This is a genomic window from Acinetobacter sp. YH12255 (assembly GCF_013417355.1).
Classification (GTDB): Bacteria; Pseudomonadota; Gammaproteobacteria; order Pseudomonadales; family Moraxellaceae; genus Acinetobacter; species Acinetobacter pseudolwoffii.
Window position 1 is genome coordinate 1 of record NZ_VPEC01000022.1, and the last position, 22,798, is coordinate 22,798.

The 22,798-nt window shown below is 44.2% G+C and carries 22 protein-coding genes; 4 read left to right on the forward strand and 18 right to left on the reverse strand.

Annotated features, from left to right (window positions below):
• Positions 1 to 133 precede the first annotated feature (133 nt).
• From FTV30_RS10245 to FTV30_RS10325, 17 genes are all read right to left on the reverse strand, one after another.
• Positions 134 to 781, reverse strand: a complete 648-nt coding sequence (locus FTV30_RS10245) for a 4'-phosphopantetheinyl transferase superfamily protein (RefSeq protein WP_159138483.1) — start codon at positions 779 to 781, stop codon at positions 134 to 136.
• A gap of 146 nt (positions 782 to 927) precedes the next feature.
• Positions 928 to 2,337, reverse strand: coding sequence for a ribosome biogenesis GTPase Der (gene der / locus FTV30_RS10250; protein WP_005095683.1), 1,410 nt, complete (start codon positions 2,335 to 2,337; stop codon positions 928 to 930).
• Positions 2,338 to 2,508: 171 nt separating this feature from the next.
• The gene (bamB, locus tag FTV30_RS10255; RefSeq protein ID WP_005095682.1) at positions 2,509 to 3,657 is read right to left on the reverse strand and encodes an outer membrane protein assembly factor BamB; all 1,149 of its coding nucleotides are present in this window, start codon (positions 3,655 to 3,657) and stop codon (positions 2,509 to 2,511) included.
• A complete protein-coding gene (locus FTV30_RS10260; protein WP_180001542.1) occupies positions 3,654 to 4,352 on the reverse strand; it encodes a tetratricopeptide repeat protein in 699 nt (232 codons plus the stop codon). Before FTV30_RS10260 ends, bamB begins: the two co-directional genes overlap by 4 nt.
• A 30-nt stretch (positions 4,353 to 4,382) precedes the next feature.
• Entirely contained in the window at positions 4,383 to 5,678 is a 1,296-nt protein-coding gene (gene hisS, locus FTV30_RS10265) for a histidine--tRNA ligase (protein WP_180001543.1), read from the reverse strand.
• 3 nt (positions 5,679 to 5,681) lie between these two features.
• Positions 5,682 to 6,803, reverse strand: a complete 1,122-nt coding sequence (gene ispG, locus FTV30_RS10270) for a flavodoxin-dependent (E)-4-hydroxy-3-methylbut-2-enyl-diphosphate synthase (protein ID WP_005172685.1) — start codon at positions 6,801 to 6,803, stop codon at positions 5,682 to 5,684.
• A 23-nt stretch (positions 6,804 to 6,826) separates the two neighbouring features.
• Positions 6,827 to 7,618 carry a DUF4115 domain-containing protein gene (locus tag FTV30_RS10275; protein ID WP_180001544.1) on the reverse strand — a complete coding sequence of 264 codons (792 nt, stop codon included), beginning with the start codon at positions 7,616 to 7,618 and terminating at the stop codon, positions 6,827 to 6,829.
• The gene (gene pilW / locus FTV30_RS10280) at positions 7,609 to 8,409 is read right to left on the reverse strand and encodes a type IV pilus biogenesis/stability protein PilW (protein ID WP_005172689.1); all 801 of its coding nucleotides are present in this window, start codon (positions 8,407 to 8,409) and stop codon (positions 7,609 to 7,611) included. Before pilW ends, FTV30_RS10275 begins: the two co-directional genes overlap by 10 nt.
• 14 nt (positions 8,410 to 8,423) lie before the next feature.
• The gene (gene rlmN / locus FTV30_RS10285; protein WP_005095669.1) at positions 8,424 to 9,659 is read right to left on the reverse strand and encodes a 23S rRNA (adenine(2503)-C(2))-methyltransferase RlmN; all 1,236 of its coding nucleotides are present in this window, start codon (positions 9,657 to 9,659) and stop codon (positions 8,424 to 8,426) included.
• Positions 9,660 to 9,781: 122 nt separating this feature from the next.
• On the reverse strand, positions 9,782 to 10,213 hold the full coding sequence (ndk, locus tag FTV30_RS10290) for a nucleoside-diphosphate kinase (protein ID WP_004647460.1): 432 nt from the start codon (positions 10,211 to 10,213) through the stop codon (positions 9,782 to 9,784).
• A gap of 110 nt (positions 10,214 to 10,323) precedes the next feature.
• Positions 10,324 to 10,524: a Fe-S cluster assembly protein IscX gene (iscX, locus tag FTV30_RS10295; RefSeq protein WP_100329232.1), complete on the reverse strand. Its 201-nt coding sequence runs from the start codon at positions 10,522 to 10,524 to the stop codon at positions 10,324 to 10,326.
• Between the two features lie 87 nt (positions 10,525 to 10,611).
• Positions 10,612 to 11,163: a phosphatase PAP2 family protein gene (locus tag FTV30_RS10300; RefSeq protein WP_005095663.1), complete on the reverse strand. Its 552-nt coding sequence runs from the start codon at positions 11,161 to 11,163 to the stop codon at positions 10,612 to 10,614.
• Positions 11,164 to 11,193: 30 nt separating this feature from the next.
• Positions 11,194 to 12,465 carry a glycosyltransferase family 1 protein gene (locus FTV30_RS10305; protein ID WP_180001545.1) on the reverse strand — a complete coding sequence of 424 codons (1,272 nt, stop codon included), beginning with the start codon at positions 12,463 to 12,465 and terminating at the stop codon, positions 11,194 to 11,196.
• Between the two features lie 91 nt (positions 12,466 to 12,556).
• Complete coding sequence (locus tag FTV30_RS10310; protein ID WP_074384026.1) at positions 12,557 to 12,790, reverse strand: hypothetical protein; 234 nt, start codon at positions 12,788 to 12,790, stop codon at positions 12,557 to 12,559.
• Positions 12,791 to 13,012: 222 nt separating this feature from the next.
• Positions 13,013 to 14,029 (reverse strand): ketol-acid reductoisomerase, encoded by a 1,017-nt coding sequence (gene ilvC, locus FTV30_RS10315; RefSeq protein ID WP_005172704.1) that lies wholly within the window; start codon positions 14,027 to 14,029, stop codon positions 13,013 to 13,015.
• 103 nt (positions 14,030 to 14,132) lie between these two features.
• Entirely contained in the window at positions 14,133 to 14,624 is a 492-nt protein-coding gene (gene ilvN, locus FTV30_RS10320; protein WP_004813125.1) for an acetolactate synthase small subunit, read from the reverse strand.
• On the reverse strand, positions 14,621 to 16,348 hold the full coding sequence (locus FTV30_RS10325; protein WP_034608751.1) for an acetolactate synthase 3 large subunit: 1,728 nt from the start codon (positions 16,346 to 16,348) through the stop codon (positions 14,621 to 14,623). The genes ilvN and FTV30_RS10325 overlap by 4 nt, the downstream gene beginning before the upstream one ends.
• 687 nt (positions 16,349 to 17,035) lie before the next feature.
• Between FTV30_RS10325 and FTV30_RS10330 the strand changes: the two genes are divergently transcribed.
• From FTV30_RS10330 to holA, 4 genes are all read left to right on the forward strand, one after another.
• Positions 17,036 to 17,389, forward strand: a complete 354-nt coding sequence (locus FTV30_RS10330) for a DUF4124 domain-containing protein (RefSeq protein WP_180001546.1) — start codon at positions 17,036 to 17,038, stop codon at positions 17,387 to 17,389.
• A 123-nt stretch (positions 17,390 to 17,512) separates the two neighbouring features.
• Positions 17,513 to 20,134 carry a leucine--tRNA ligase gene (gene leuS / locus FTV30_RS10335; protein ID WP_180001547.1) on the forward strand — a complete coding sequence of 874 codons (2,622 nt, stop codon included), beginning with the start codon at positions 17,513 to 17,515 and terminating at the stop codon, positions 20,132 to 20,134.
• Between the two features lie 274 nt (positions 20,135 to 20,408).
• Positions 20,409 to 20,942 (forward strand): hypothetical protein, encoded by a 534-nt coding sequence (locus FTV30_RS10340; protein ID WP_180001548.1) that lies wholly within the window; start codon positions 20,409 to 20,411, stop codon positions 20,940 to 20,942.
• A gap of 9 nt (positions 20,943 to 20,951) precedes the next feature.
• Positions 20,952 to 21,950, forward strand: a complete 999-nt coding sequence (gene holA, locus FTV30_RS10345) for a DNA polymerase III subunit delta (protein WP_074384021.1) — start codon at positions 20,952 to 20,954, stop codon at positions 21,948 to 21,950.
• Here holA and FTV30_RS10350 read toward each other — a convergent pair.
• A complete protein-coding gene (locus FTV30_RS10350) occupies positions 21,947 to 22,396 on the reverse strand; it encodes a bacteriohemerythrin (RefSeq protein ID WP_005172715.1) in 450 nt (149 codons plus the stop codon). The genes holA and FTV30_RS10350 overlap by 4 nt on opposite strands.
• Positions 22,397 to 22,798 lie beyond the last annotated feature (402 nt).

Sequence of the window (22,798 nt, forward strand, 5' to 3'; positions counted from 1 at the left end):
AGGTCTTGCTCTACTTTCTTTAAGCTTTCAGTCAAGTATTTCATTGCAAGTTTTTTTAAAATTTAATACCTAAATTGTATATGTTTGACTATATTTGTCAATATAATTATTTACTATCAATCACTCTGCTGATTTAAACAGATTGGTGAATCTGGATTAGCGGAAATCTGAAACCCTTGCATGAATGCTCACTTTGCCAGGCCACGGTGAGCATACATCCTGCCATATTATAATTTTGATAGGCATAGACGCCGATCTCTGGATGTTCACATCTTCCACCATTCTGATCTGGATGAATCTGGGTATTTAACTCATTCAGGTTGATGCGTATGCCCAGTCCTGAGGCCTTTAATACAGCTTCCTTGGTGGTCCAGACCTTAAACCAGTATTCGGAATCATAGTCCAGTGCCTGCCACTGTTTAAGCTCTTCAGGATGAAAGGTATGTTGTGCCATGGCTTCAAATCGAACCTTACGGCTCAGCTCTTCAATATCAATTCCCAAATTTTGGACATTATTGCTCGTTGCCAGAGCATAGAAATTTTGACTATGGCTATGGTTAAAGTTGAAGTCTGGATGAGTGTGGAGATAGGGTTTGCCGAATGTAGTCCGCACAACATCCTGATTGAAGACAGCGGATTCCAAATGACTGGATAAAAACTGATTTCTTAACGCGGCTATCTCAATCTTACGCGCTTGAATCTGTGCCTTACGTTCCAGGAGTTGGTTGCTTTGACTCGCGTCAGACAACGCATGCAGATCAATTCGAATAAGTGAAGTCACAATGGTTTTTCAATCTATATTTACTTTAAATCTATTGTAAGAGAGTTCATCAATCTTTGACCATGAGAATTGCCTTACATTTGAGAATCTAAGAGGGAAAAAAGCCTGCATCAGCAGGCTTTTTATCGAAAACTTAACACAAAAAATTAACGCTTAAATTTCTTTTCGGCTTTCTTGAACTTCTGTACATAACGACGTTTACGCGCTGCAATACGCTCATCCATCACCGTCTTACGCCCTTCAAACGGGTTTTCAGAGGTTTTAAACTCGATTTTAATCGGCGTACCTTCAAGCTTGTATACTTTACGGAACACGTTTTCAAGATAACGACGGTAATCCGCAGGGGTTTTATCGACCTTGTTACCATGGATCACGATGGTTGGTGGATTCTGTCCGCCCATATGCGCATAACGCATTTTAATACGACGACCCTGAACCATAGGCGGTTGGTGGGCATCTGTTGCATCATTTAAAATCTGGGTGATTTTTGCCGGTGATACTTTCAAACGAGATGAATCATAGGCACGGTGAATCGAAGGATAAAGCTCACCCACACCCGTTCCATGCAATGCAGAAATCAAATGCACTTTTGCCCATGGAATGAAATCGAAGCGACGCTCTACATCTAGCTTACATTGCTTGCGATCATATTCAGTCATGTTATCCCATTTGTTGACAGCAATGACCATGGCACGACCGGCTTCAAGCGCATAGCCAATCAGATGCAAATCTTGCTCAACGATACCATCACGTGCATCGACCACAACCACAATCACGTTGGCATCTTTCATCGCCTGTAAAGTTTTAACAATCGAGAATTTCTCAATCATTTCATCCACTTTACCTTTACGACGCACCCCTGCAGTATCAATCAGGGTATATTGACGGCCATCACGCTCGAATGGAATATAAATCGAGTCACGTGTTGTACCCGGCTGGTCAAATGCCACCACACGCTCTTCGCCGAGCAAACGGTTCACCAGCGTAGATTTACCCACGTTTGGACGACCAATAATCGCTAAACGCAGACCAGTGTTTTTATCATGTTCTTCCGGGTTTTCATCTTCCGGTACATCGGCAAGCACGTCTTCCAGCATTTGCTGAACACCACGACCATGGCTAGCAGCAACTTGTAGCGGCTCGCCCATGCCCAGTTTGTAGAATTCAACCAGGGCAGCTTCAGCATGTACGCCATCGACTTTATTGGCCGCCAGAAAGACCTTTTTACCTAAAGTACGCAGTTCACGCGCAATCTGCTCATCGGAAGCCAGCAGTCCGGCACGCGCGTCGACCACAAAAATGATAATATCGGCTTCATGAATGGCAGTTTTAGATTGCTCTGCCATATACGAGTCAATACCGCCTTCATTTTCACCAATACCACCGGTATCAACCACAATGAAAGATTTATTTTGATAGGTTGCATCGCCATATTTACGGTCGCGTGTCAGACCAGCAAAGTCTGCCACCAATGCGTCACGGCTCTTGGTAATCTGATTGAACAGAGTTGATTTTCCGACGTTCGGACGACCAATGAGCGCAATTACGGGTTTCATAGAGTAACCTTTATTCAATAATCAGGCAGTCAAAGTGGCCTGAACATCAGAAAGTATAGGAAGATATAAGGGGAAAAATACCCTAAATAAAAACACGGGGCATTGATTTTTCAATCACCCCGCGTTCACAAAAATACGGTTGCGGCTAGTTTAACATAAGGCTCGTTAAAATTAACGGTTCTGCCAAATGCTTAATGCGCCCTTGCGTGTAGAAACATAAAGCTGGTTGTCGATCACGCGTAAGTTACGCACTTCACCAGAGGTTTTCGAACGACCAGTAATTTGTCCGGTACGCGGGTCAATCAGGTGCAACACACCATCCAGATCACCGACCACCAAATCCGTGCCTAACATCACTGGATTACTGAGCTGACGATTCAGCAATTGATCATTTTCCCAAAGCGGTTGACCCGAGCTAATCTCAAAAGCTTTAATTTTGCCATCAGTTTGCGCCACGAATACGCCATTTCCGACAACTTCTGGACGCTGGATGCTGCTGGCATCTTCACTCCAGATCACTTGCTGTGAAGCCAAGTCCAGCACAGTCACCTGACCTTGATAACTGGTCGTCACCACAAACTGACCTGCAACGACCGGCTCACCGTCGATATCGACCAGACGCTGAATATCAGAACGGCCATCCGACACGGCGACACGACGCTGTAACTTTGGTACGCCACTTAAGGCATCCAGTGCATAAATATACGCATTTGAAGATGCAATCAGCACATTACGCGCATCTAATGGCACAGGAGCCGCCATACCACGCAGGCTGAATTGTACATTAGGCAGGTTATAAGTCCAAACTTGTGCACCGCTTGCCACTTCATGCGCATAGACCATACCGTCATTGCTCACACTAATCACACGACCTGCATGAATCAGTGAAGGCGCCAGTAAAGCACCCGTCAATTGTGCAGTCCATTTTTGCTCACCGGTTTGCTGATCGAGTGCAAACAGTTGGCCCTTCTGGCTACCGACAACAACCAGACCCTCGGCCGCTTCAACGCCAGAACTTAGATTATCTTTGCTGACTTTTTTCTGCCAAAGACGCTGTTTGCCCTTAAATGCAGACACCTCACCTTTTGGATCAATCGCAAAAACCACACCATTGTCTGCATCCAGACGTAAACGCAATGGATCGGCAGCATCTGTCGCAGATACACTGGTGGAAAATACAGGAACCAGTGTTTTGGCTTGGGTCAGTTTTGGAAGTGGGTTCGGTTTTACTTCTGGAACTTTATTTGTTTTACCTGCACAGCCAGCCAGTGCAAGCGTTAAAACAGTCAAGGCACAGGTAATTTTGTATTTTCTATTCATGCAGCTTCTTCCGCTTGTGTTTCTATAATTGGGCGTTCGATTTCTGGATCATCGACCAACACGCCTACGCTTTCGAGCTTAATTTGTAAAATCTGACGTTCTTCTTTACGTTCAATCAAGGCATCCCATGCACTTTGATATACTTTTTTCGCATTTTCAATATCATTTTTGGCAACATAGATATCGCCACGTGCTTCATCGGCAGTTGCTTTAAACGCAGGTTCAGTCACTGCTTCTAAAGTTTTCAATGCAGCATCATATTTTTTCTGTGCCAGTTGCGCATAAGCCAGACGAAGTTTGACCACCTGAACCAGGCCTTTATCATCTACTTTCGAATTTTCAACTTTCTGTAGCGCTTTCTCGGCCGCAGCATAATCTTCTTTGTCATAAGCCAGTTTCGCCATCATCAGCTGGGTCTGAATCGCCTGTGCTGAATCTGGTGCTTCCTTGACAATCTTGTCCGCAGCTTCAGATAACTTGGCAAAACCATCACCTTTCGATGCCTGCGCATCATCCATCAACTGCTGAACCTTGGCAGTGTGCATTTGCGACTCTGCCAGGTTTTTCTTCTGCCAATATTCCCATCCAAAAAAGGCAATCAGCGCAATTAAAATCCCAGTAATCATCGAAGAACCATATTTCTTCGTAAAGGATTTTAAGCTTTCAAACTGTTCATCACCACTCATTGCGCTCATGAGATTACCCTTTTCCTAATGTTTTATCGATTATTTTGAAGAAATTTTAGTACTAAAAAATGCAACGAAGTCCGTAAATGGTACATTCGATTGCTCTGCGGTTGCCAGCTCTTTCACAGTAAACGCCTTAGCTTCTAGTTCACGTTCCCCTAAAATCGCTGCATATAAAGCACCCGCCTGATCGGCCTTTTTCATTTGCGATTTCATTGAACCCTGGGAGCCTACTTTCAGACGAACCTGACTGCCTACTGCTTCAAGCTGATCACGAATCTGTTCAGCAATGACTAAAGCTTCCCCTTGAGCAGCCGGTTCAGCCACCAGGAAGACTTCACAATCACGTGTCGGGGTATTGTCTTCAACCTGTTCAAGCAGAAGCAATAAACGTTCGATACCCATGGCAAAACCAACCGCAGGTACAGACTGATCAGGCTTGCCCTTCAATTGACCAACAAGACCGTCATAACGGCCACCGGCACACACGGTTCCTTGTGAACCTAAATGTGTTGTGGTCCATTCAAACACAGTTTTGTTGTAGTAGTCTAAGCCACGTACCAGTTTTTGGTTGATCACAAAACTCACGCCGGCATCAGTCAGGTACTGTTGTAACTGGGCAAAATGCGCCAGAGTTTCTTCACCCATAAAGTCATGCAGTTTCGGTGCATTTTCTAGGATGCTTTGGGTTTTGGCATCTTTAGAATCCAGAATACGCAGTGGATTTGTGGTCAGACGGCGCTGAGAATCTTCGTCCAGATCGGCTTTATGTGACTCTAAAAATTCAACCAAGGCTGCACGATAGGCTGCACGTTCATCCGATTCGCCTAAAGTATTTAATTCAAGTTGAACCTTGTCCGCTACGCCCATACGTTTCCACAGACGTGCAGTCATCAAAATCAGCTCTGCATCCATGTCCGGAGTCGCCACACCAAAGGTTTCTACACCAAACTGGTGGAACTGACGGTAACGACCTTTCTGTGGTTTTTCATAACGGAACATTGGCCCGATATACCAGACGCGAGGAGTTGCACCACGAAGCAGATTATGCTCCAGCATGGCACGTACACAGCCTGCAGTTCCTTCAGGGCGTAGTGTCAGAGACTCAGGCGGATTACCTTTGTCCAGAAAGGTATACATTTCTTTTTCAACGATATCGGTGGCATCACCGATCGAACGTTTGAACAGATTGGTCTGTTCAACGATAGGCAAACGGATTTGTTGATAGCCATAAGCATCCATCAAACCCGACAGATGCTGTTCAAGACGTCTCCAAGCTGGGCTTTGCGTTGGGAGAATGTCATTAAAACCTTTGATTGCGACGATTGAACTCATGATCTACTCAGAAAAACTTGTACGAATAATTTCTTTAGATTTAGCTTCTTCAAGCTCGGTAACGCGTTGACGAACCATATTTTCGATTTCATCAACCAGTTGATTGGTATCAATTAGATGGCTTTTTTCACCATTACGATACACCAGTGAACGTGGCGCTGCACCTACGACACCGATATCGGCTTCTTTAGCCTCGCCCGGCCCATTTACTTTACAGCCAATCACCGACACATCCATTGGAGTACGAATATCTTCCAGACGTTCTTCAAGCTGCTGCATCACGGAAATCACATTAAATTCCTGACGTGAACAGCTTGGGCAGGCAATAAAATTAATGCCGTTAGAACGCAGACCCAGCGATTTTAGAATATCAAAACCGATTTTAATTTCTTCTTCAGGCTCGGCAGCAAGCGAAATACGCATGGTATCGCCAATGCCTTCCATCAGCAAACCACCCAAGGCGATTGCAGATTTAACCGAACCTGTACGGTAAATACCGGCTTCGGTTACACCCAAATGCAGCGGATTATCAATTTGCTGAGACAGCAAACGATACGCATCCATGGTCAGGAACACATTGGATGCTTTAACTGAAATTTTAAATTCCTGAAAATCCAGACGGTCTAAAATGTCGATATGACGCATCGCAGATTCAAGCAATGCTGCGCCTGTCGGCTCGCCATATTTCTTTTGAATGTCTTTTTCGAGTGAACCGGCATTGACACCAATCCGCATTGAAATATCATTATGACGTGCTGCTGCCACCACTTCACGAATCTTTGCTTCTGAGCCGATATTGCCCGGGTTAATCCGCAAACAGTCTGCACCGAAGTCCGCAACTGCCAAAGCAATTTTATAGTCGAAGTGAATATCCGCCACCAAAGGCACATTCACCTGCTTACGAATTTCACCAAAGGCTGCCGCCGCTTCCATCGTAGGCACAGAAACCCGCATGATGTCTGCACCGGCATCGACACAGCGCTGGATCTGTGCAACCGTGGCTGCCACATCACAGGTTTCAGTATTGGTCATAGACTGGATACTGATTGGTGCATCACCACCCACATAAACTGAACCGACACGAATTTTACGTGTTGGACGACGTTTAATTGGATTTACGATCATGGTTTTGCTCTACTCTTGATCTGTTAAGGTGACAAACGGAATTCTGCTTTTCCGTTTACGGTATAAGGTGACAATGAAATATTTTCATTATTCAGGCTGAGTGATACAGCTGCCGCATCATCAAGACGAATCTGGAATGGCGCTTCACCATTGAGTTGCAAACTCGATGCCTGACGGCCAGTCGCTAAAACGTTACCGGCTGAATCGACGATATGCACAGAGGTCGGACGGTTAAAATCGAGTTTTAGCTGGTCGCCAGACAGTGCGGCGCCTGCATCCAGATTCAGAATCTCGATATTGGAAGCACCGACTCCAGAAACTTCACTGCTATTTTGCGAACTACTGCTCGACCAGTTCTGAACCATGGCAAACAGTGCGCCCAAAATTAGCAGCAAGACCAGCGTAATAAAAATGCGCTTTAACCATTTACGGTTACGGTCACGCTTGGAACCTGGCAATTTCCCCATAATTTTGATGGGGGAATTATTCAGCGCATGATTGGGCAACAAACCCGTATCATTGGTATAAATTTCATCAAAACGCTGAATAATAGTCGACGCATCTACACCCAAAAGTTTGGCATAGATCCGGTAATAGCCTTTGATAAAAGTCGCCTCAGGCAAAGACTTATATTCATCCTGCTCAAGTGCAGTCAGGGTTTTGACCGGAATATTCAGCTCTTTGGCCACATTTTCCAGATCACGTTGCTGATTGAGACGAATCTGGCGCAAGTACTCGCCCGGACGTTGAATATTTCCTAACGCATTTGGAGCTACGCTCGAATGATTCGAAGGTGAATTAGGATTTACTTCCATACGGCCTCAGTACTGTACTGTAATTGCAAATAACGTTGGTATTCCTGGCTTTCAGGAAACAATGCACGTAACTGGTTCACCAATACCTGCATCCCCAACTGATCACCACTGGCACGCGCAGTGCGAATGCCAACCCAGAGCGCACGGGCACCCTGATTTTTCTGTCCCACACCACGCGCAAACTGTTGATACAGTTGTGTCGCTGCCGGGAACTGCTGGTTTAAATAAAAAATTTCTGACAACTCTAACATTGATATATATGAATCGCGATTCGCCTGAAGCGCCTGTTTGAATGATTTTTCAGCATTCACCACATCGCCCATTTTCAGGTAAATACGTCCCATATTTTCCAGCGCACGGAAACGCTGATCATAACCTAAAGTTGCACCGGCAATGTTAAACTGCTCGATCGCATCATTATAGCGTTCTAGCTGATATAAATACGTGCCATAGTTGTTGCGTGCCTGTGCATTTTTCGGATCTGCCGAAATTGCACGCTTGAAATAAGCATCTGCTTTCTCAAGATTGAGCTGACTACCTTCCTGTTGCAATAGCACGCCCATCATCATATTCGCTTGCGAATCACGCGGAGTCGTTTCGAGTGCCTGATCCAGCGCACGTTTGGCTGCATCTAGGTCACCTGTTCTTAAATATTCTGCCGCCAATTGGGTACGGACTTTGGTGGCTTTTTCAGGATCTTTCTGACCCAAATCTGGCGTTTGACATGCAACCAAAGCTAAAGACACACATACTGTTGAAATCAAAGCAATTTTAGATGTTAGATTTCTCAACTGGCGACCTCTTATTATCCTTGTGAACGCATAATCTCATTTGACTGCGCAATTTTCTTTTTCCACTGTTCCGCACGACGGGTACGATCAGCCACTTGACCTACAAGCTGTCCACACGCCGCATCAATATCATCACCGCGTGTCTGACGAATCGTACACACAAAACCGGCATCAGACAAAGTTTTTTGGAAAGAAATAATGCGGTTACGGCTTGAACGCCCATAAGGCGCGTGCGGGAAAGGGTTGAATGGAATCAAATTAATCTTGCTCGGCAAGTTCTTCAGCAGCTTAATCATTTGCTGTGCATGTTCAGGATGATCATTCACACCATCCAGCATCACATATTCAATGGTGACGTGTTTACGTGAACTTTCATTACCATCTTTGGCAATATAACGCTGACACGCCGCAATCAGTTGTTCTAACGGATATTTCTTGTTGATTGGCACCAGTTCATTACGCAGTTCGTCATTTGGTGCGTGCAATGAAATTGCCAGTGCCACATCAATGTCTTTGACCATTTGATCGATTTTCGGCACCACACCTGATGTCGATAAGGTCACACGACGTTTCGACATGCCATAAGCAAAGTCGTCCAGCATAATGCGCATGGAATTAAGTACGGCATCGTAGTTAAGCAGTGGTTCGCCCATGCCCATCATGACCACATTCGTGACTGAACGTTCACGATCTGCCACAGGCACATCTTCCATATAGGAATAGTTCGCCACCCACAACTGACCAATGATTTCTGACTGATCTAAATCGCGCTGAAAACCCTGTTTACCGGTTGAACAGAATGAACAGTCCAGTGCGCAGCCCACTTGAGACGAAATACACAAGGTACGACGTAGGCCGCTACGATGTTCAGCAGGAATCAATACAGTTTCGACAAGAGAGCCGTCACCATCACCGACACGGAAGACCCATTTCCGGGTACCGTCTTTAGAATAATTTTTATGCACCACTTCGGGCGCTTTAATTTCACAAATACGTTCCAGTTTTTCACGCAGTTTGCCCGAGATATTGGTCATCTCGGCAAAATCGGTCACGAAAAATTGGTGAATCCATTTCATTACCTGCCCGGCACGAAACTTCTTCTCCCCCATATCCTCAAAGAATTTCTCCATTTGCGGACGAGACATGCCGAGTAGGTTCACTTTTTCCACAGCATTCTGCTGTGTGGGAGTGGACGGAGATGGTTGCTGTGCAGCTGAAACTGCAGATACAGCGACGACTTCAGTACTCATGTGTATTACCTAAACCATGTCTAAAGATCAAAGGAGAAGCTCAATATGTGAGCAAAGAATTATTCAAAGAATAAAAAAACCAGATAAGTATAATAACACTTATCTGGTTTGAATACTGCGAATTAACGAGTACGTGGAGCAATCTCAGTTTGAGCGAAGAAGTAGTTAACTTCACGGTCAGCTGATGCTACAGAGTCAGAACCGTGAGCAGCATTTTCGTCGATGCTTACAGCGAAATCTGCACGGATTGTACCAGGAGCAGCTTCTTTAGGATTCGTCGCGCCAAGGATGTCACGGTGAGCAAGAACAGCGTTTTCACCTTCAAGAACTGAAACAACCACTGGACCAGAAGTCATGAAAGCAACAAGATCAGCAAAGAAACCACGTTCTTTGTGCTCAGCGTAGAAGCCTTCAGCTTCAGCTTGAGTCAAGTGTTTCATTTTAGTTGCAACGATTTGAAGACCAGCTTTCTCAAAACGAGCAAAGATGTCGCCGATGTGGTTTTTAGCAACTGCGTCTGGTTTTACGATAGATAAAGTACGTTCGATAGCCATGATAGGCTCCTTAAGTCAATTGTTGACATGAAAATTTGGCGCATTATACCGAGATAATGCGCATTTTTCTGCTTTTACACTGTAAAAATATGCTTTTTTCAATCGGGCACTTAACGCGCTTCGTCAATCCATGCCATTTGAATCGCTTCCAGCAGACCTTCTGTGGATTTAGTCGGGTCATCCGTAAACTCAGGCAAGGCACATACCCAGGCGTGTAAATCAGTAAAACGAATCCACTGCGGGTCCACATCTGGATGCGCTTCGTAGAGTTCAATCGCGATATCCAGGGTATCAGTCCAACGTAAACCCATCTCTATTTCTCACCATATTTGCTTTAATGCTGTACTTTAGCAAATTTATAAAAATCTGCGAGCTTTCGCCCCAGTTTTCACTTACTTTTACAACATAATATTGAGATAAGGTGCGCTCAGCACAATGACCACGGCCATCATGCCTCCGATCATTGCCCCAACCGCGACATCACTTGGATAATGCAATCCCAGAATCATGCGCGATAAAGCCACCAGCAGCGTAAAAGGGAGCATCAACAGCAATAATAGCGGTGCAACATAACCCAAGACTGTGGTTGCCATTACCGCATGCAAGGTATGTCCAGACGGAAAACTAAAATGATCAAGCGGCCGCTCACCCAGTCGAATCACCTGGTGCACCTGATAAGGTCTTGGACGTACAGTTTTTGTTTTGAGAATTTTATAAATCAGCGTACCGAACGTTCCACCCAAAATGATATAGAGCATCTGTAGCCCATACTCCAAGCCACGAAGTCCCCATGCAGCAAAACACATCACATACCAAAACACGCCATCCCCCAAACGGCTAATGATTTTAAAAAAAGCAGCGATTCGATTTGAGTGGGAGAGATGATTGAGGTAGACACAGCCTTTTAAATCTATTTCTAAAAATTTGAGTTTGGCATTGTGGATTTTCATCATGTTGCTCCCGCTCTTGTTTTAATTAGGTCATTTATTTTGCCTTGTGATTGAGTACAGAACCTGTTCAAACTGCTCTACAGGATGTTGCCATCCGACCTTCTGTGCACAGTGTGAAGCATACACACCCATTCTTCTAAGTGTGTGATAATCTGGTAACTTTAAGATATTGGCTGTTAAATCTTCTTGCAGACCCAGTGAGCTGAGCCAGCCTGTTCGGTCGTGTTGTACATGTAGATGTGCACAAGCATAATCATAAGCAATAACCGGCAGTCCACTGGCCATCGCCTCCAATACCACATTGCCAAAGGTTTCAACCTGACTCGCAAAGCAAAACACATCGGCACTGGCATAGGCTTCAGCAAGCTGTTGACCACGCAAACTCCCGGTAAACACAATCGAAGCATCATGATTCAACTGCTCTAAGCGCTGTCGGTCTGGACCATCTCCGACCACCACCAGACGCACATCCTGACAATACATATGACGCAATGTGAAATATGCCTGAATCACCACTGGTATTTCTTTTTCAGGCGATAAACGCCCGACATACAACATGACACGGGTCTCTTTGGAAGCTCCCCAGTTCTGGCGTAGGGAATCAGAACGCCATTTAGGTGAAAAGGCTTGTGTATCTACCCCTCGCCCCACCACAACCAGTGGACACGTCACTCCAAATTTGTGGAGTGCTTCGGCAGTTTCACGACTCGGTACACAGGTAATTGCGGTATGGTTATGAAACCATTTGAGATAATGCTGAATAGGTTTAACCAAGAATGCCAAATCAAAAAAACGGCTAAATTCCTGAAATGGAGAGTGAAAGCCGCTTGATACAGGAATTTCAAGGAATCTTGCAGTTTGCTGCGCGGCAAGCCCTAATGGGCCTTCTGTGACGATATGCACTACATCGGGTGCAAAGACTTCTACCGCATGGCGAACTTTTAGAAACTGCGGCCAACCGAACTGTAAGCCTGAATATTTGGGAATACGCTGTGCTTTAACCAAACATTCCCGATAGGGTTGAAATTCAGCACAGATGCCTTTTTGCTCGGGTCGAATCAATAAAATTTTATGCCCCTGTTTTTTCAGCCCTTTGCAGAGTTGTAACAGTGAATGGGCTACACCATTAATTTCAGGTGGCCATGTTTCGGTCACTATGGCAATTTTTAAGCGGGGGCGTACCAAATCTGCAAGCGCAGATGATTTTTGAGGACTTTTCAGACGTTGCTGTTTTAAGTCAAATTGAAAGCCATCAAGGAATGCTTGTTGTTTTGTTAAGGCTTGGCTGTAGGGCTGATTCATGTCGCACCTATCTTACTTATTTATGTTTTAAGCAAAGCATAGGTGTTCTGTGTGACTGTTTGATGAAGTAGCAAAAACTTAATAATGGGTGCTATGCAACCCAAAATAAGCCTTCTGAATTGAATATCATTTTGGCTGTAGAAGCTTTTTGATCTTTAATAGTTAGAATTAATCCTTTGTAGTAATTAGGGTCATTACAATCAATAAATACATCACGCTTAAAAATATCTTTTATCTCAAAAACTAAATTGCTCTCAATAAAATCATTAATATTTATTAGATTATTTTCTGTACTAATCTCAAATCCTAAGCATTTAACTTTCATGCATTTTCCAATAAAAACCCCATAATAACGAGGTCTTTATAGCATAAAATTCAACCAAAAGGAGTATTAATTCTTTTACTTATCAACGATTTTGTCTACTTGAATCCAAGGTACGAAAAAAATAAAGCACTGCTTTATTCTTCTTGAGGCACGTAACACCAAAAATAAAAAACCCACTCAAAATGAGTGGGTCTTCGCATTCAAATCAATTGATTCGAGAAATTAGTTTTTCTCTTTATCAACAATTTTATTTGCTTGAATCCAAGGCATCATCGCGCGAAGTTTGTTACCCGTTACTTCGATACCGTGAGCAGCGTTTTGACGACGACGAGCAGTCATAGATGGGTAGTTCAACGCACCTTCTTGAATGAACATCTTCGCGTATTCACCAGACTGAATACGTTTAAGTGCATTACGCATCGCTTCACGAGACTGCTCGTTAATTACTTCAGTACCCGTTACATATTCGCCATATTCAGCATTGTTCGATACAGAGTAGTTCATGTCCGCGATACCGCCTTCGAACATCAAGTCAACGATCAATTTAAGTTCATGTAGACATTCGAAGTACGCCATTTCAGGCGCATAACCAGCTTCAACCAAAGTTTCGAAGCCCATTTTAACCAGCTCAACTGCACCACCACAAAGAACTGCTTGCTCACCGAAAAGGTCAGTTTCAGTTTCTTCACGGAATGAAGTTTCGATAATACCAGTACGGCCGCCACCTACGCCTGAAGCATAAGAAAGTGCAACGTTACGCGCGTTACCAGATGCATCCTGGTGAATTGCGATTAAGTCAGGAACACCTGAACCACGCTGGTATTCAGAACGTACTGTGTGACCAGGTGCTTTAGGCGCAACCATGATTACGTCAAGGTCAGCACGTGGAACAACTTGGTTGTAAAGAATCGAGAAACCGTGAGCAAACGCTAAAGTAGCACCTTGCTTGATGTTTGGCTCAATCTCGTCACGATAAAGTTGAGATTGGAATTCGTCAGGCGTCAAGATCATGACTACATCCGCTTGCGCTACAGCAGCAGCAACTTCAGCAACTTTAAGACCTGAATTTTCAGCTTTTTTCCAAGAAGTAGAGTTCGCACGTAAACCTACAGTGACATCAACGCCAGAATCTTTCAGGTTAAGCGCATGCGCGTGACCTTGTGAACCGTAACCAATGATCGCTACTTTCTTAGATTGGATGATAGATAAGTCAGTGTCTTTATCGTAAAAAATTTGCATTGCTGTCTCCGCTTAATGCTTGTTTGTCCGTTAAATCAGGCAATGACCCTTGTATTTACATTGCCTGATACCCCCTTCTTATTAGGATGAGGAAATATTTAAATTAGATGGTTAAAACTTTTTCGCCGCGCGCAATACCTGAAACGCCTGAACGCACCACTTCTAAAATGGTGTGTTCTGCAAGTGCATCAATAAACGCATCAACTTTTTCAGTCGTACCTGCGATTTGAATGGTATAAGTCGTTGGTGTTACATCGACAATCTGACCACGGAAAATATCTGCGGTACGCTTAATTTCGTCGCGAGATGAACCCAATGCTTTGACTTTGATCAGCATCAGTTCACGCTCAATGTGCGCACCTTCAGACAGGTCAACCACTTTCACCACTTCAACAAGCTTGTTGAGTTGCTTGGTGATTTGCTCAATCTTGTGATCATCGCCATAAGTGGTCAAAGTCAAACGAGAAAGTGTTGGATCTTCAGTTGGCGCAACGTTTAATGTTTCGATGTTGTAGCCACGCTGTGAGAATAAGCCCACTAAACGGGAAAGCGCACCTGCTTCGTTTTCAACAAGTACAGAGATGATATGTCTCATGCTGTGCGCTCCCCTTTTGCTAACCACATATCTTGCATCGATTGACCTGCAATCAACATCGGATAAACATGCTCAGTACGATCAACCATGACGTTAATAAATACGCACTTGTCGTTAATCGCCATCGCTTCTGCAAGTTTCGACTCAAGCTCATCGGCATGATCAATCTGAATACCGACGTGACCATACGCTTCCATCAACTTGGCAAAGTCAGGCAGTGACTCTACATAAGAGCTAGAATGACGACCTTCGTAATTCATGTCCTGCCATTGTTTCACCATACCTAAAGCACGGTTATTCAGGCACAAGATTTTTACGTTCAAGCCATATTGCTTACAGGTCGAAAGCTCCTGGATACACATCTGAATCGATGCTTCACCCGTAATACACACCACCTGTTGATCCGGGAAAGCAAGCTTCGCAGCCATCGCATAAGGCAAACCTACACCCATAGTGCCTAGGCCACCTGAGTTAATCCATTGACGCGGACGCTTGTATTTGTAATACATCGCACCAAACATTTGATGCTGGCCTACGTCCGAAGTAATGATCGCTTCGCCATTGGTCACTTTATCCAATACCTGAACCACTTGTTGTGGCTTCATCACACCATCAACACCTGCTGCATAACGACCGCCATGCACTTTGCGCCATTCATTAATCTGAGACCACCATGCCGCAATCACTTCAGGATTTGGCTTGGAAACATTGAGCTGTTTCAACTGGTTCAACATTTCAGTCAATACCGGCTCTACCGCACCGACAATTGGAATGTGCGCCATAATGGTTTTTGAAATCGTCGCCGGGTCGATGTCAATATGAATCACTTTGGCATTCGGACAGAATTTTGCCGGATTGTTGGTGACACGGTCATCGAAGCGCGCGCCTACACACAGAATCACATCTGCATTGTGCATGGTCATGTTGGCTTCATAAGTACCGTGCATACCGAGCATACCGATGAACTGTTCATCATCACCCGGGAATGCGCCCAAGCCCATTAAGGTATTGGTTACCGGATAGCCCAATAGATGCGCAAGCTCTGTCAATTGTGCAGATGCATTGCCTTGAACCACACCACCACCCGAATAAATTACTGGGCGCTTAGCATTGACTAATTCTTCAATCGCTTTACGAATTTGACCTGAGTGACCACGAAACGGTGGCTGATACGAACGCATCTTCACTTTTTCCGGGTATTCGTAAGCAAATTTTTCTGCAGGATTGGTCGCATCTTTAGGAATATCGATTACGACAGGGCCTGGACGACCAGATGACGCGATATAGAATGCTTTTTTGATGATTGCAGGAATTTCGCTGGCATGACGCACCTGGAAACTATGCTTCACGATTGGACGTGAAATGCCGACCATATCGGTTTCCTGGAATGCATCTTCACCAATCAGATGACTCGCAACCTGACCTGACAAAATCACCATCGGGATTGAGTCCATATAGGCCGTTGCAATTGGCGTTACCGTATTGGTTGCGCCCGGACCTGAGGTCACCAACACCACACCGGTCTTACCTGTAACGCGTGAGTAAGCATCCGCCATGTGACCGGCAGCTTGTTCGTGACGTACGAGGTAATGATTGATTTTGTCTTGTTGAAATAGCGCATCATAAATATGAAGAACTGCGCCGCCTGGGTATCCAAAAACATGTTCAACGCCTTCGTCCGCTAATGCGCGAACAAGCATTTCACCACCAGATAGAAGTTCCAACGTGATTCACCCTAATATTATGACACTGCACAAATGGGAGGCATTTGCAGTGTTTCATTTGTTAACTGTCTGCACTGTTATAGCACACAAATTTCATAGTTTTCATAGCAATAGGAAAAAAATCTGATCTCTTGGCTGTTCGAGCAATACAAGACCTAAAACATGTTGGGATAAACATATTTTGCTTAGCTTTGTTCAATTTCTCGGCTAGAGAAATCGCCCACTGCATGAAATGACACTTAGTCGAAGGGTGATCGATTAAGGCATATAAAACTATTGCAGCATTCTTGTGTTTTCAGGCTTTAAAGTCAAGTTTAAAAAACAGGCAATATGCGCTTAAAAACACCTGATTTGCTGTTTTTAACAGCGATCTAGAGCAAGGACAGTAATAAAGAATTAATCTAATAATATTTAATCCAATAAAATTCATAAACTTATATATTTAATTTTATAAATTTTTAGTATGTCTTATATAAAAAAAATGAATGAATTTTTAATAAATCCAGTGAAGTTGTTTATCAATAAATTTTGTGTCTGAAAATTTGCTCACCACTTCTACAAAACGAGATGCAGAAGCTGTTCGATCCGTGATCATGAATAGAGCAGATAAAAATTCATTATTTTTACTGTGAAAATCACTACAATAATTGCAGTATTCCATGCCTAGCAAGCCAAGGCCCAAGAACAATGAAAATATCTTTTTTAACCGTCTTCAGTTTGAGTTGCGCAGTTGTTTTGAGCATCTGTAGCACTAGCGCTTCCGCGATCCAGTATCATAAATGGGTCGATGCGAAAGGCGTCACCCACTACACCAAGACGCCACCGCCGAAATCTGCAAAAAAAGCCACCACAGTGGATACGTATGGCTGGAAAAATTCAGCACCGACATCACCTAGAATGGCTGAAACTGAAGTGCAAACCGAGAACACATCGCAAGAAAAACAGCAACAAGCCCCTCAAGTTCCTGCGAATCAGGACCAGCAACAACGTGAAGCCAACGAAGCCTTGCAGCAATCTAAAAATCGTGCAGTCGCTTTATAAGACACCTCCATATAGAACAGCATGTTTTTTCTTCGGGAAATACCGGCGCAAAATTCACTTTTAGGTGCATTTTGCGCTATGCTGTGCAACAGACTTTTTTCACCGTAATTCACTGATACGTTTATGACTACTCACATTGATTCCGAATATCAAGCCAGTGCGATTGAGCCTCAAGTCCAACAGGATTGGGAATCTCGCAAAGCCTTTAAAGTTGCCGACAAAGTAGAAGGTCCACGTCGTTATATTCTCTCGATGTTCCCTTACCCAAGTGGCAAGCTGCATATGGGTCATGTGCGTAACTATACGATTGGTGACGTGATCAGCCGTTTCCATCGCTTAAAAGGTGAAACTGTGCTGCAACCGATGGGTTGGGATGCTTTTGGTCTGCCTGCTGAAAATGCAGCGATTGCACACCAGGTTGCTCCGGCAAAATGGACATTTGAAAATATTGCTTACATGCGCGACCAGTTGAAAAAACTCGGTCTTGCAGTGGATTGGGATCGTGAATTTGCCACCTGTACCCCTGAATACTATCGTTGGGAACAATGGTTATTTGTTCAGCTTTATAAAAAAGGCTTGATTTACCGTAAGCTTTCAACTGTAAACTGGGATCCAGTCGATCAGACAGTTCTTGCCAACGAACAGGTTGAAAATGGTCGCGGCTGGCGTTCAGGTGCACTGGTTGAAAAACGTGATATTCCAATGTACTACTTCCGCATTACTGATTATGCGCAAGAGTTACTTGACGACCTGGACACGCTTAAAGATGGCTGGCCACAACAAGTGTTGACCATGCAGCGTAACTGGATTGGTCGCTCACAAGGGATGGATATTACCTTCCCTTCAGCAAATCCTGAAATCTATGCAGATGGTTTAACAGTCTTCACAACACGTGCCGATACCTTGATGGGTGTAACGTATGTTGCAGTTGCAGCTGAACACCCAATGGCACTGAAAGCGGCTGAAACAAACCCAGAATTGGCTGCATTCATTGAAGAATGCCGTATGGGTTCTGTGGCAGAAGCAGATCTTGCCACTGCCGAGAAAAAAGGCATGGCAACCGGGCTATCTGTGAAGCATCCTGTGACTGGCGAAGAAGTTCCGGTCTGGATCGCCAACTATGTGTTGATGTCTTACGGTTCAGGTGCGGTGATGGCGGTGCCTTCACACGATGAGCGTGACTTCGAATTTGCCAATAAATATGGCTTAAGCATCAAACAAGTCATTGATGCCAAAGGCGCTGACGATAGCGACTTTTCTGCAACAGAATGGCAAGAATGGTACGGTTCGAAAGAAGGCAAACTGGTGAATTCAGGCGAGTTTGACGGTCTAGATTTTCAGGGTGCATACGATGCATTCCTAGCTAAACTAGAAGCAACAGGTCTGGCAAGCTCTAAAGTTCAATTCCGTTTACGTGACTGGGGTGTTTCCCGTCAGCGTTATTGGGGTTGTCCAATTCCAATGATTAACTGTCCATCATGTGGTCAAGTGCCGGTGCCTGAAGAGCAACTTCCTGTTGTACTTCCGACTGACGTGGTTCCAGACGGTTCAGGTAATCCATTGAACAAGATGCCTGAGTTCTATGAAACGTCATGCCCAAGCTGCGGTGGCGACGCGCGTCGTGAAACAGATACGCTAGATACCTTCGTAGAATCATCTTGGTACTATGCACGTTATGCATCGCCTGACTTTACCGATGGCATGGTAAAACCTGAAGCTGCTCAAACATGGCTTCCAGTAAATCAATACATCGGTGGTGTTGAACACGCGATTCTGCACTTACTTTATGCACGCTTCTTCCACAAATTGATGCGTGATGAAGGTGTAGTACAAGGTAATGAACCATTTACCAACCTGTTAACTCAAGGTATGGTTTTGGCAGATACTTATTACCGTGAAGCTGAATCAGGCAAGAAAACCTGGTTTAACCCTGCAGATATCGACCTCGAACGTGATGAAAAAGGGCGTATTCTGTCTGCGAAATACCAAGGTGATGGTCAGGACGTAATTGTTGGTGGTCAGGAAAAAATGTCGAAATCGAAAAATAACGGTATCGACCCGCAATCCATTATCGACCAGTACGGCGCAGATACCGCACGTGTGTTCATGATGTTTGCAGCTCCACCAGATCAATCACTAGAATGGTCTGACGCCGGTGTTGAGGGTGCAAACCGCTTCCTGAAACGTGTATGGCGTTTAGCAACAGGCTTCCTTGAAAAAGGTAACGGTGCATCAAACATCGACAAAGCGGCACTGTCTACGGCTGCACAAGACCTACGTCGTAAAACTCATGAAACCATCCAAAAAGTCGGTGATGACATCGAACGTCGTCATGCATTTAACACTGCAATTGCTGCATTGATGGAACTTCTAAACGCGAACAACAAGTTTGAAGCCCAAGATGACAATGACGTTGCGGTAGCACGTGAGTCGATCACTACACTTCTGACTTTGTTAGCTCCATTTGCACCGCACTTAAGCCAAACTTTATTGGCTGAGTTTGGGATTGAATTGAATTCAACCCTATTCCCTGCTGTGGACGAATCTGCACTGACACGTAATACGCAAACCATTGTGGTACAAGTGAACGGTAAGCTTCGTGGCAAACTTGAAGTTTCTGTGGGTGCATCAAAAGATGACATCTTGGCGCAAGCCAAAGCATTGCCTGAAGTTCAACAATTCCTGACTGGTCCAACCAAGAAAGAAATTGTGGTACCGAATAAATTGGTGAATTTGGTGGTTTAAATCCTGAGGAATTGTTTAAGCACTGCTTTAAACAATTCTGCAAGGGGATGAGGGCGAATAATTCACCTCTCCCTAACCCTCACTTGCGTTCAGTTTTAAAAGCGCTGCTTTAAAACCTCACTCAGGAGAAGGACTTTAAGAAATAATCCCTCCAAACTTCCCTTTGCCAAAGGGAGGCTTAAAAAACACAAAGCCCGTTGCCAGCCAGCGGGCTTTGACTTTACAATCCGGTTCAGGATTTCAAATATTTCCCTGAGGGAAAAAGAGGATACTCATGCATTTAGGCAAACGTTTAGCAGCAATTGTTTTAACTTGTGGTCTAAGTGCAGGCTTAGTCGGCTGTGGCTTTCATCTAAAAGGAACCAATCCGAGTTCTGCACCTGTTGCCTATTCGGTTATGAGCCTTTCTTTACCCCCCAATACTGAAGAATTACAAGAAAAGCTGGCGGTTTATTTAGGTGCTGCGGGCGTACAACTCAGTAATGTACCAGAAGCTTATGTTTTACGTGTTCTCGATTACACGCCGCGCCGCTTAGAATTGAATGGTAAGCTGGTTGAAACCTTGCTGCGTTTAAATGTAACCTTCCGCATTGAAGATGCGCAAGGCAATCCGGTGACCGAACCACGCACTGTGGTGGCAACGCGTACTTATCAATATGACATTGAAACAGTCAACACTGATGACCAGGAACAAAAGTTTTTGAATCAGGTGATTATTGATGATGTGGCACAGCAGATCGCGCGTCAGATTTCATCGAACCGCCTACCCTTGGCCAAACAAAATACCCCAGCGCAACCTGCTCAATAAGAACGCCTTATGAAACTTGACTATCTGCAAGCCCTAAAACGTGTCGATGAAGCTCGCGGTGCCTGGGTCTTGCATGGTCAAGAGCCTTTGCTAGAACAAAACCTGATCGATGCCTTTCGCACACATTGGCAAGCCAAAGACATCGAACGTCAACGTTATGATGTCAGTTCAGTTTCTGAGTGGAAAAATGTCTTTAATGCATTGAACAGTTTGTCATTGTTCTCAACCCAACTGGCAGTTGAAGTGCATGGCAATATCAAACCAGATGCCAGTAGCCTCAAACTGCTGAAAAGCTATTTACAACAAGACAGTGATAATCTGCTATTGGTCGTTATGCCCAAGCAAGATGCGAGCAGCCTCAAATCCAGCTTCTTCCAGACGGTTGAGGCCAATGGTGTCTGCGTTGCGCTTACTGCAAATTATCCACGCGATCGTCAGCAAATTTTGGCAGTTGAAGCAGAGAAACTGGGGATTAAACTGGCCCATGATGCCTGGCAATGGCTGGAACAGCATCATGAGCACAACTTGCTGGCAGCCAAAAACAGCCTGATGCGGGTCAGTGACACCTTTGCTGAAGTTGATGTGATTCAGATTGATCATTTATATGCCTGCTTACAGGATCAATCACGCTATAGCACCTATGATTTGAGTGATGCCCTGCTGCAAGGCAATCTCTCGCAATCGATCAAGATTTTCCAGTATCTGGTCGCTTCAGGTGAACCGATGAGCCTGATCTTATGGAGCCTGAGCAAGGAAATGCGTCTGTTGATGCAATTGTTTGAACAGCCGCAAAATGCCTTGCAAATTGGAATCTGGAAAACCAAAGTCGGGCTATATCAGCAAGCTTTACGCCGTCTCAGCCCCCAACGCTTTTTGAGCTGGCCCCAGCTGTTAATCCGTATTGATGCAGCCATTAAAGGAATGTCCAAAGAGAACCCTGAACATCTCATCTTACAGGCCATTGCTGAAATGTGCGGTCAACGCTTATTTTTAGCGCCGAGTGCTTAACCAAAGAAACGTGCAAACCAGCCCTTGCCTTTTTTGCTTTCCTGAGCACGTAAATAACTCAACATATTATCGCGCACTGCATCGACATAGTCCTGATCATCATGTTGAATATGATTGATCAGCCATTTGGACAATAAACGATATAAATCATTTTCAATCGATTCTCCCTTCTCGAACTTGAGACGATAATCATTGAGTCGTTTCACAAATAATTCATGTATACCGCGATGCGAAGGTAGGTATTGATAACTGACCTGTTCCAGCAGGTTTTCTTCAAAGCTGAAATGTGACTGGGTATAATCGATTAAATCCTCCAAGACCTCTTTGATTCGATCGCGATCTCCTGTGCTTTTTACCTGCTCCAAAGCATTGATATAATCTAAAATTTGACGGTGCTGATTATCGATTACGTCGATTCCAATATTATAGCTTTCATTCCATTCCATCGTTAAACCCTCATCAATGTTGCGAGCAAAGTTGTATTATTTTTGCACAATAAATGTGCATTTTCTTGTTAAGCGGTAAAACCATAATTTTTTTATGGAATTAAATCTTACAAGCTTTATTTATTTAAATCCATATATAAAACATGGGTTTTTAAAATTTTTTTCTACTTAATTTTCAACTGGTTTTTACTATTGGGACTAAAGGGAGGAAAATTAAGCCAGAAATAGCCTTAGAACAAATATCACACAACAAATCTAGTATGTTTGGTCTTATGTCTTTATTGATTCACACTCGATTTTATTTGTGCAGCGCTTTGATTGAAAAAATACTGTTGGGAACAGTGATCATTTTATTTAAGAGTCAGCTGATGATCTTTTAAATAGGATCGATGTTATCTATAG

Coding starts and splice junctions, on each gene's coding strand:
- FTV30_RS10310 (WP_074384026.1), bottom strand. CDS start 12,790: ATGAAAGTTAAATGCTTAGGATTTGAGATTAGTACAGAAAATAATCTA.
- ilvC (WP_005172704.1), bottom strand. CDS start 14,029: ATGCAAATTTTTTACGATAAAGACACTGACTTATCTATCATCCAATCT.
- ndk (WP_004647460.1), bottom strand. CDS start 10,213: ATGGCTATCGAACGTACTTTATCTATCGTAAAACCAGACGCAGTTGCT.
- FTV30_RS10305 (WP_180001545.1), bottom strand. CDS start 12,465: ATGAATCAGCCCTACAGCCAAGCCTTAACAAAACAACAAGCATTCCTT.
- FTV30_RS10340 (WP_180001548.1), top strand. CDS start 20,409: ATGCATTTAGGCAAACGTTTAGCAGCAATTGTTTTAACTTGTGGTCTA.
- FTV30_RS10275 (WP_180001544.1), bottom strand. CDS start 7,618: ATGGAAGTAAATCCTAATTCACCTTCGAATCATTCGAGCGTAGCTCCA.
- bamB (WP_005095682.1), bottom strand. CDS start 3,657: ATGAATAGAAAATACAAAATTACCTGTGCCTTGACTGTTTTAACGCTT.
- ilvN (WP_004813125.1), bottom strand. CDS start 14,624: ATGAGACATATCATCTCTGTACTTGTTGAAAACGAAGCAGGTGCGCTT.
- rlmN (WP_005095669.1), bottom strand. CDS start 9,659: ATGAGTACTGAAGTCGTCGCTGTATCTGCAGTTTCAGCTGCACAGCAA.
- ispG (WP_005172685.1), bottom strand. CDS start 6,803: ATGATCGTAAATCCAATTAAACGTCGTCCAACACGTAAAATTCGTGTC.
- der (WP_005095683.1), bottom strand. CDS start 2,337: ATGAAACCCGTAATTGCGCTCATTGGTCGTCCGAACGTCGGAAAATCA.
- FTV30_RS10330 (WP_180001546.1), top strand. CDS start 17,036: ATGAAAATATCTTTTTTAACCGTCTTCAGTTTGAGTTGCGCAGTTGTT.
- leuS (WP_180001547.1), top strand. CDS start 17,513: ATGACTACTCACATTGATTCCGAATATCAAGCCAGTGCGATTGAGCCT.
- iscX (WP_100329232.1), bottom strand. CDS start 10,524: ATGGGTTTACGTTGGACTGATACCCTGGATATCGCGATTGAACTCTAC.
- FTV30_RS10260 (WP_180001542.1), bottom strand. CDS start 4,352: ATGAGCGCAATGAGTGGTGATGAACAGTTTGAAAGCTTAAAATCCTTT.
- FTV30_RS10350 (WP_005172715.1), bottom strand. CDS start 22,396: ATGGAATGGAATGAAAGCTATAATATTGGAATCGACGTAATCGATAAT.
- FTV30_RS10300 (WP_005095663.1), bottom strand. CDS start 11,163: ATGAAAATCCACAATGCCAAACTCAAATTTTTAGAAATAGATTTAAAA.
- holA (WP_074384021.1), top strand. CDS start 20,952: ATGAAACTTGACTATCTGCAAGCCCTAAAACGTGTCGATGAAGCTCGC.
- hisS (WP_180001543.1), bottom strand. CDS start 5,678: ATGAGTTCAATCGTCGCAATCAAAGGTTTTAATGACATTCTCCCAACG.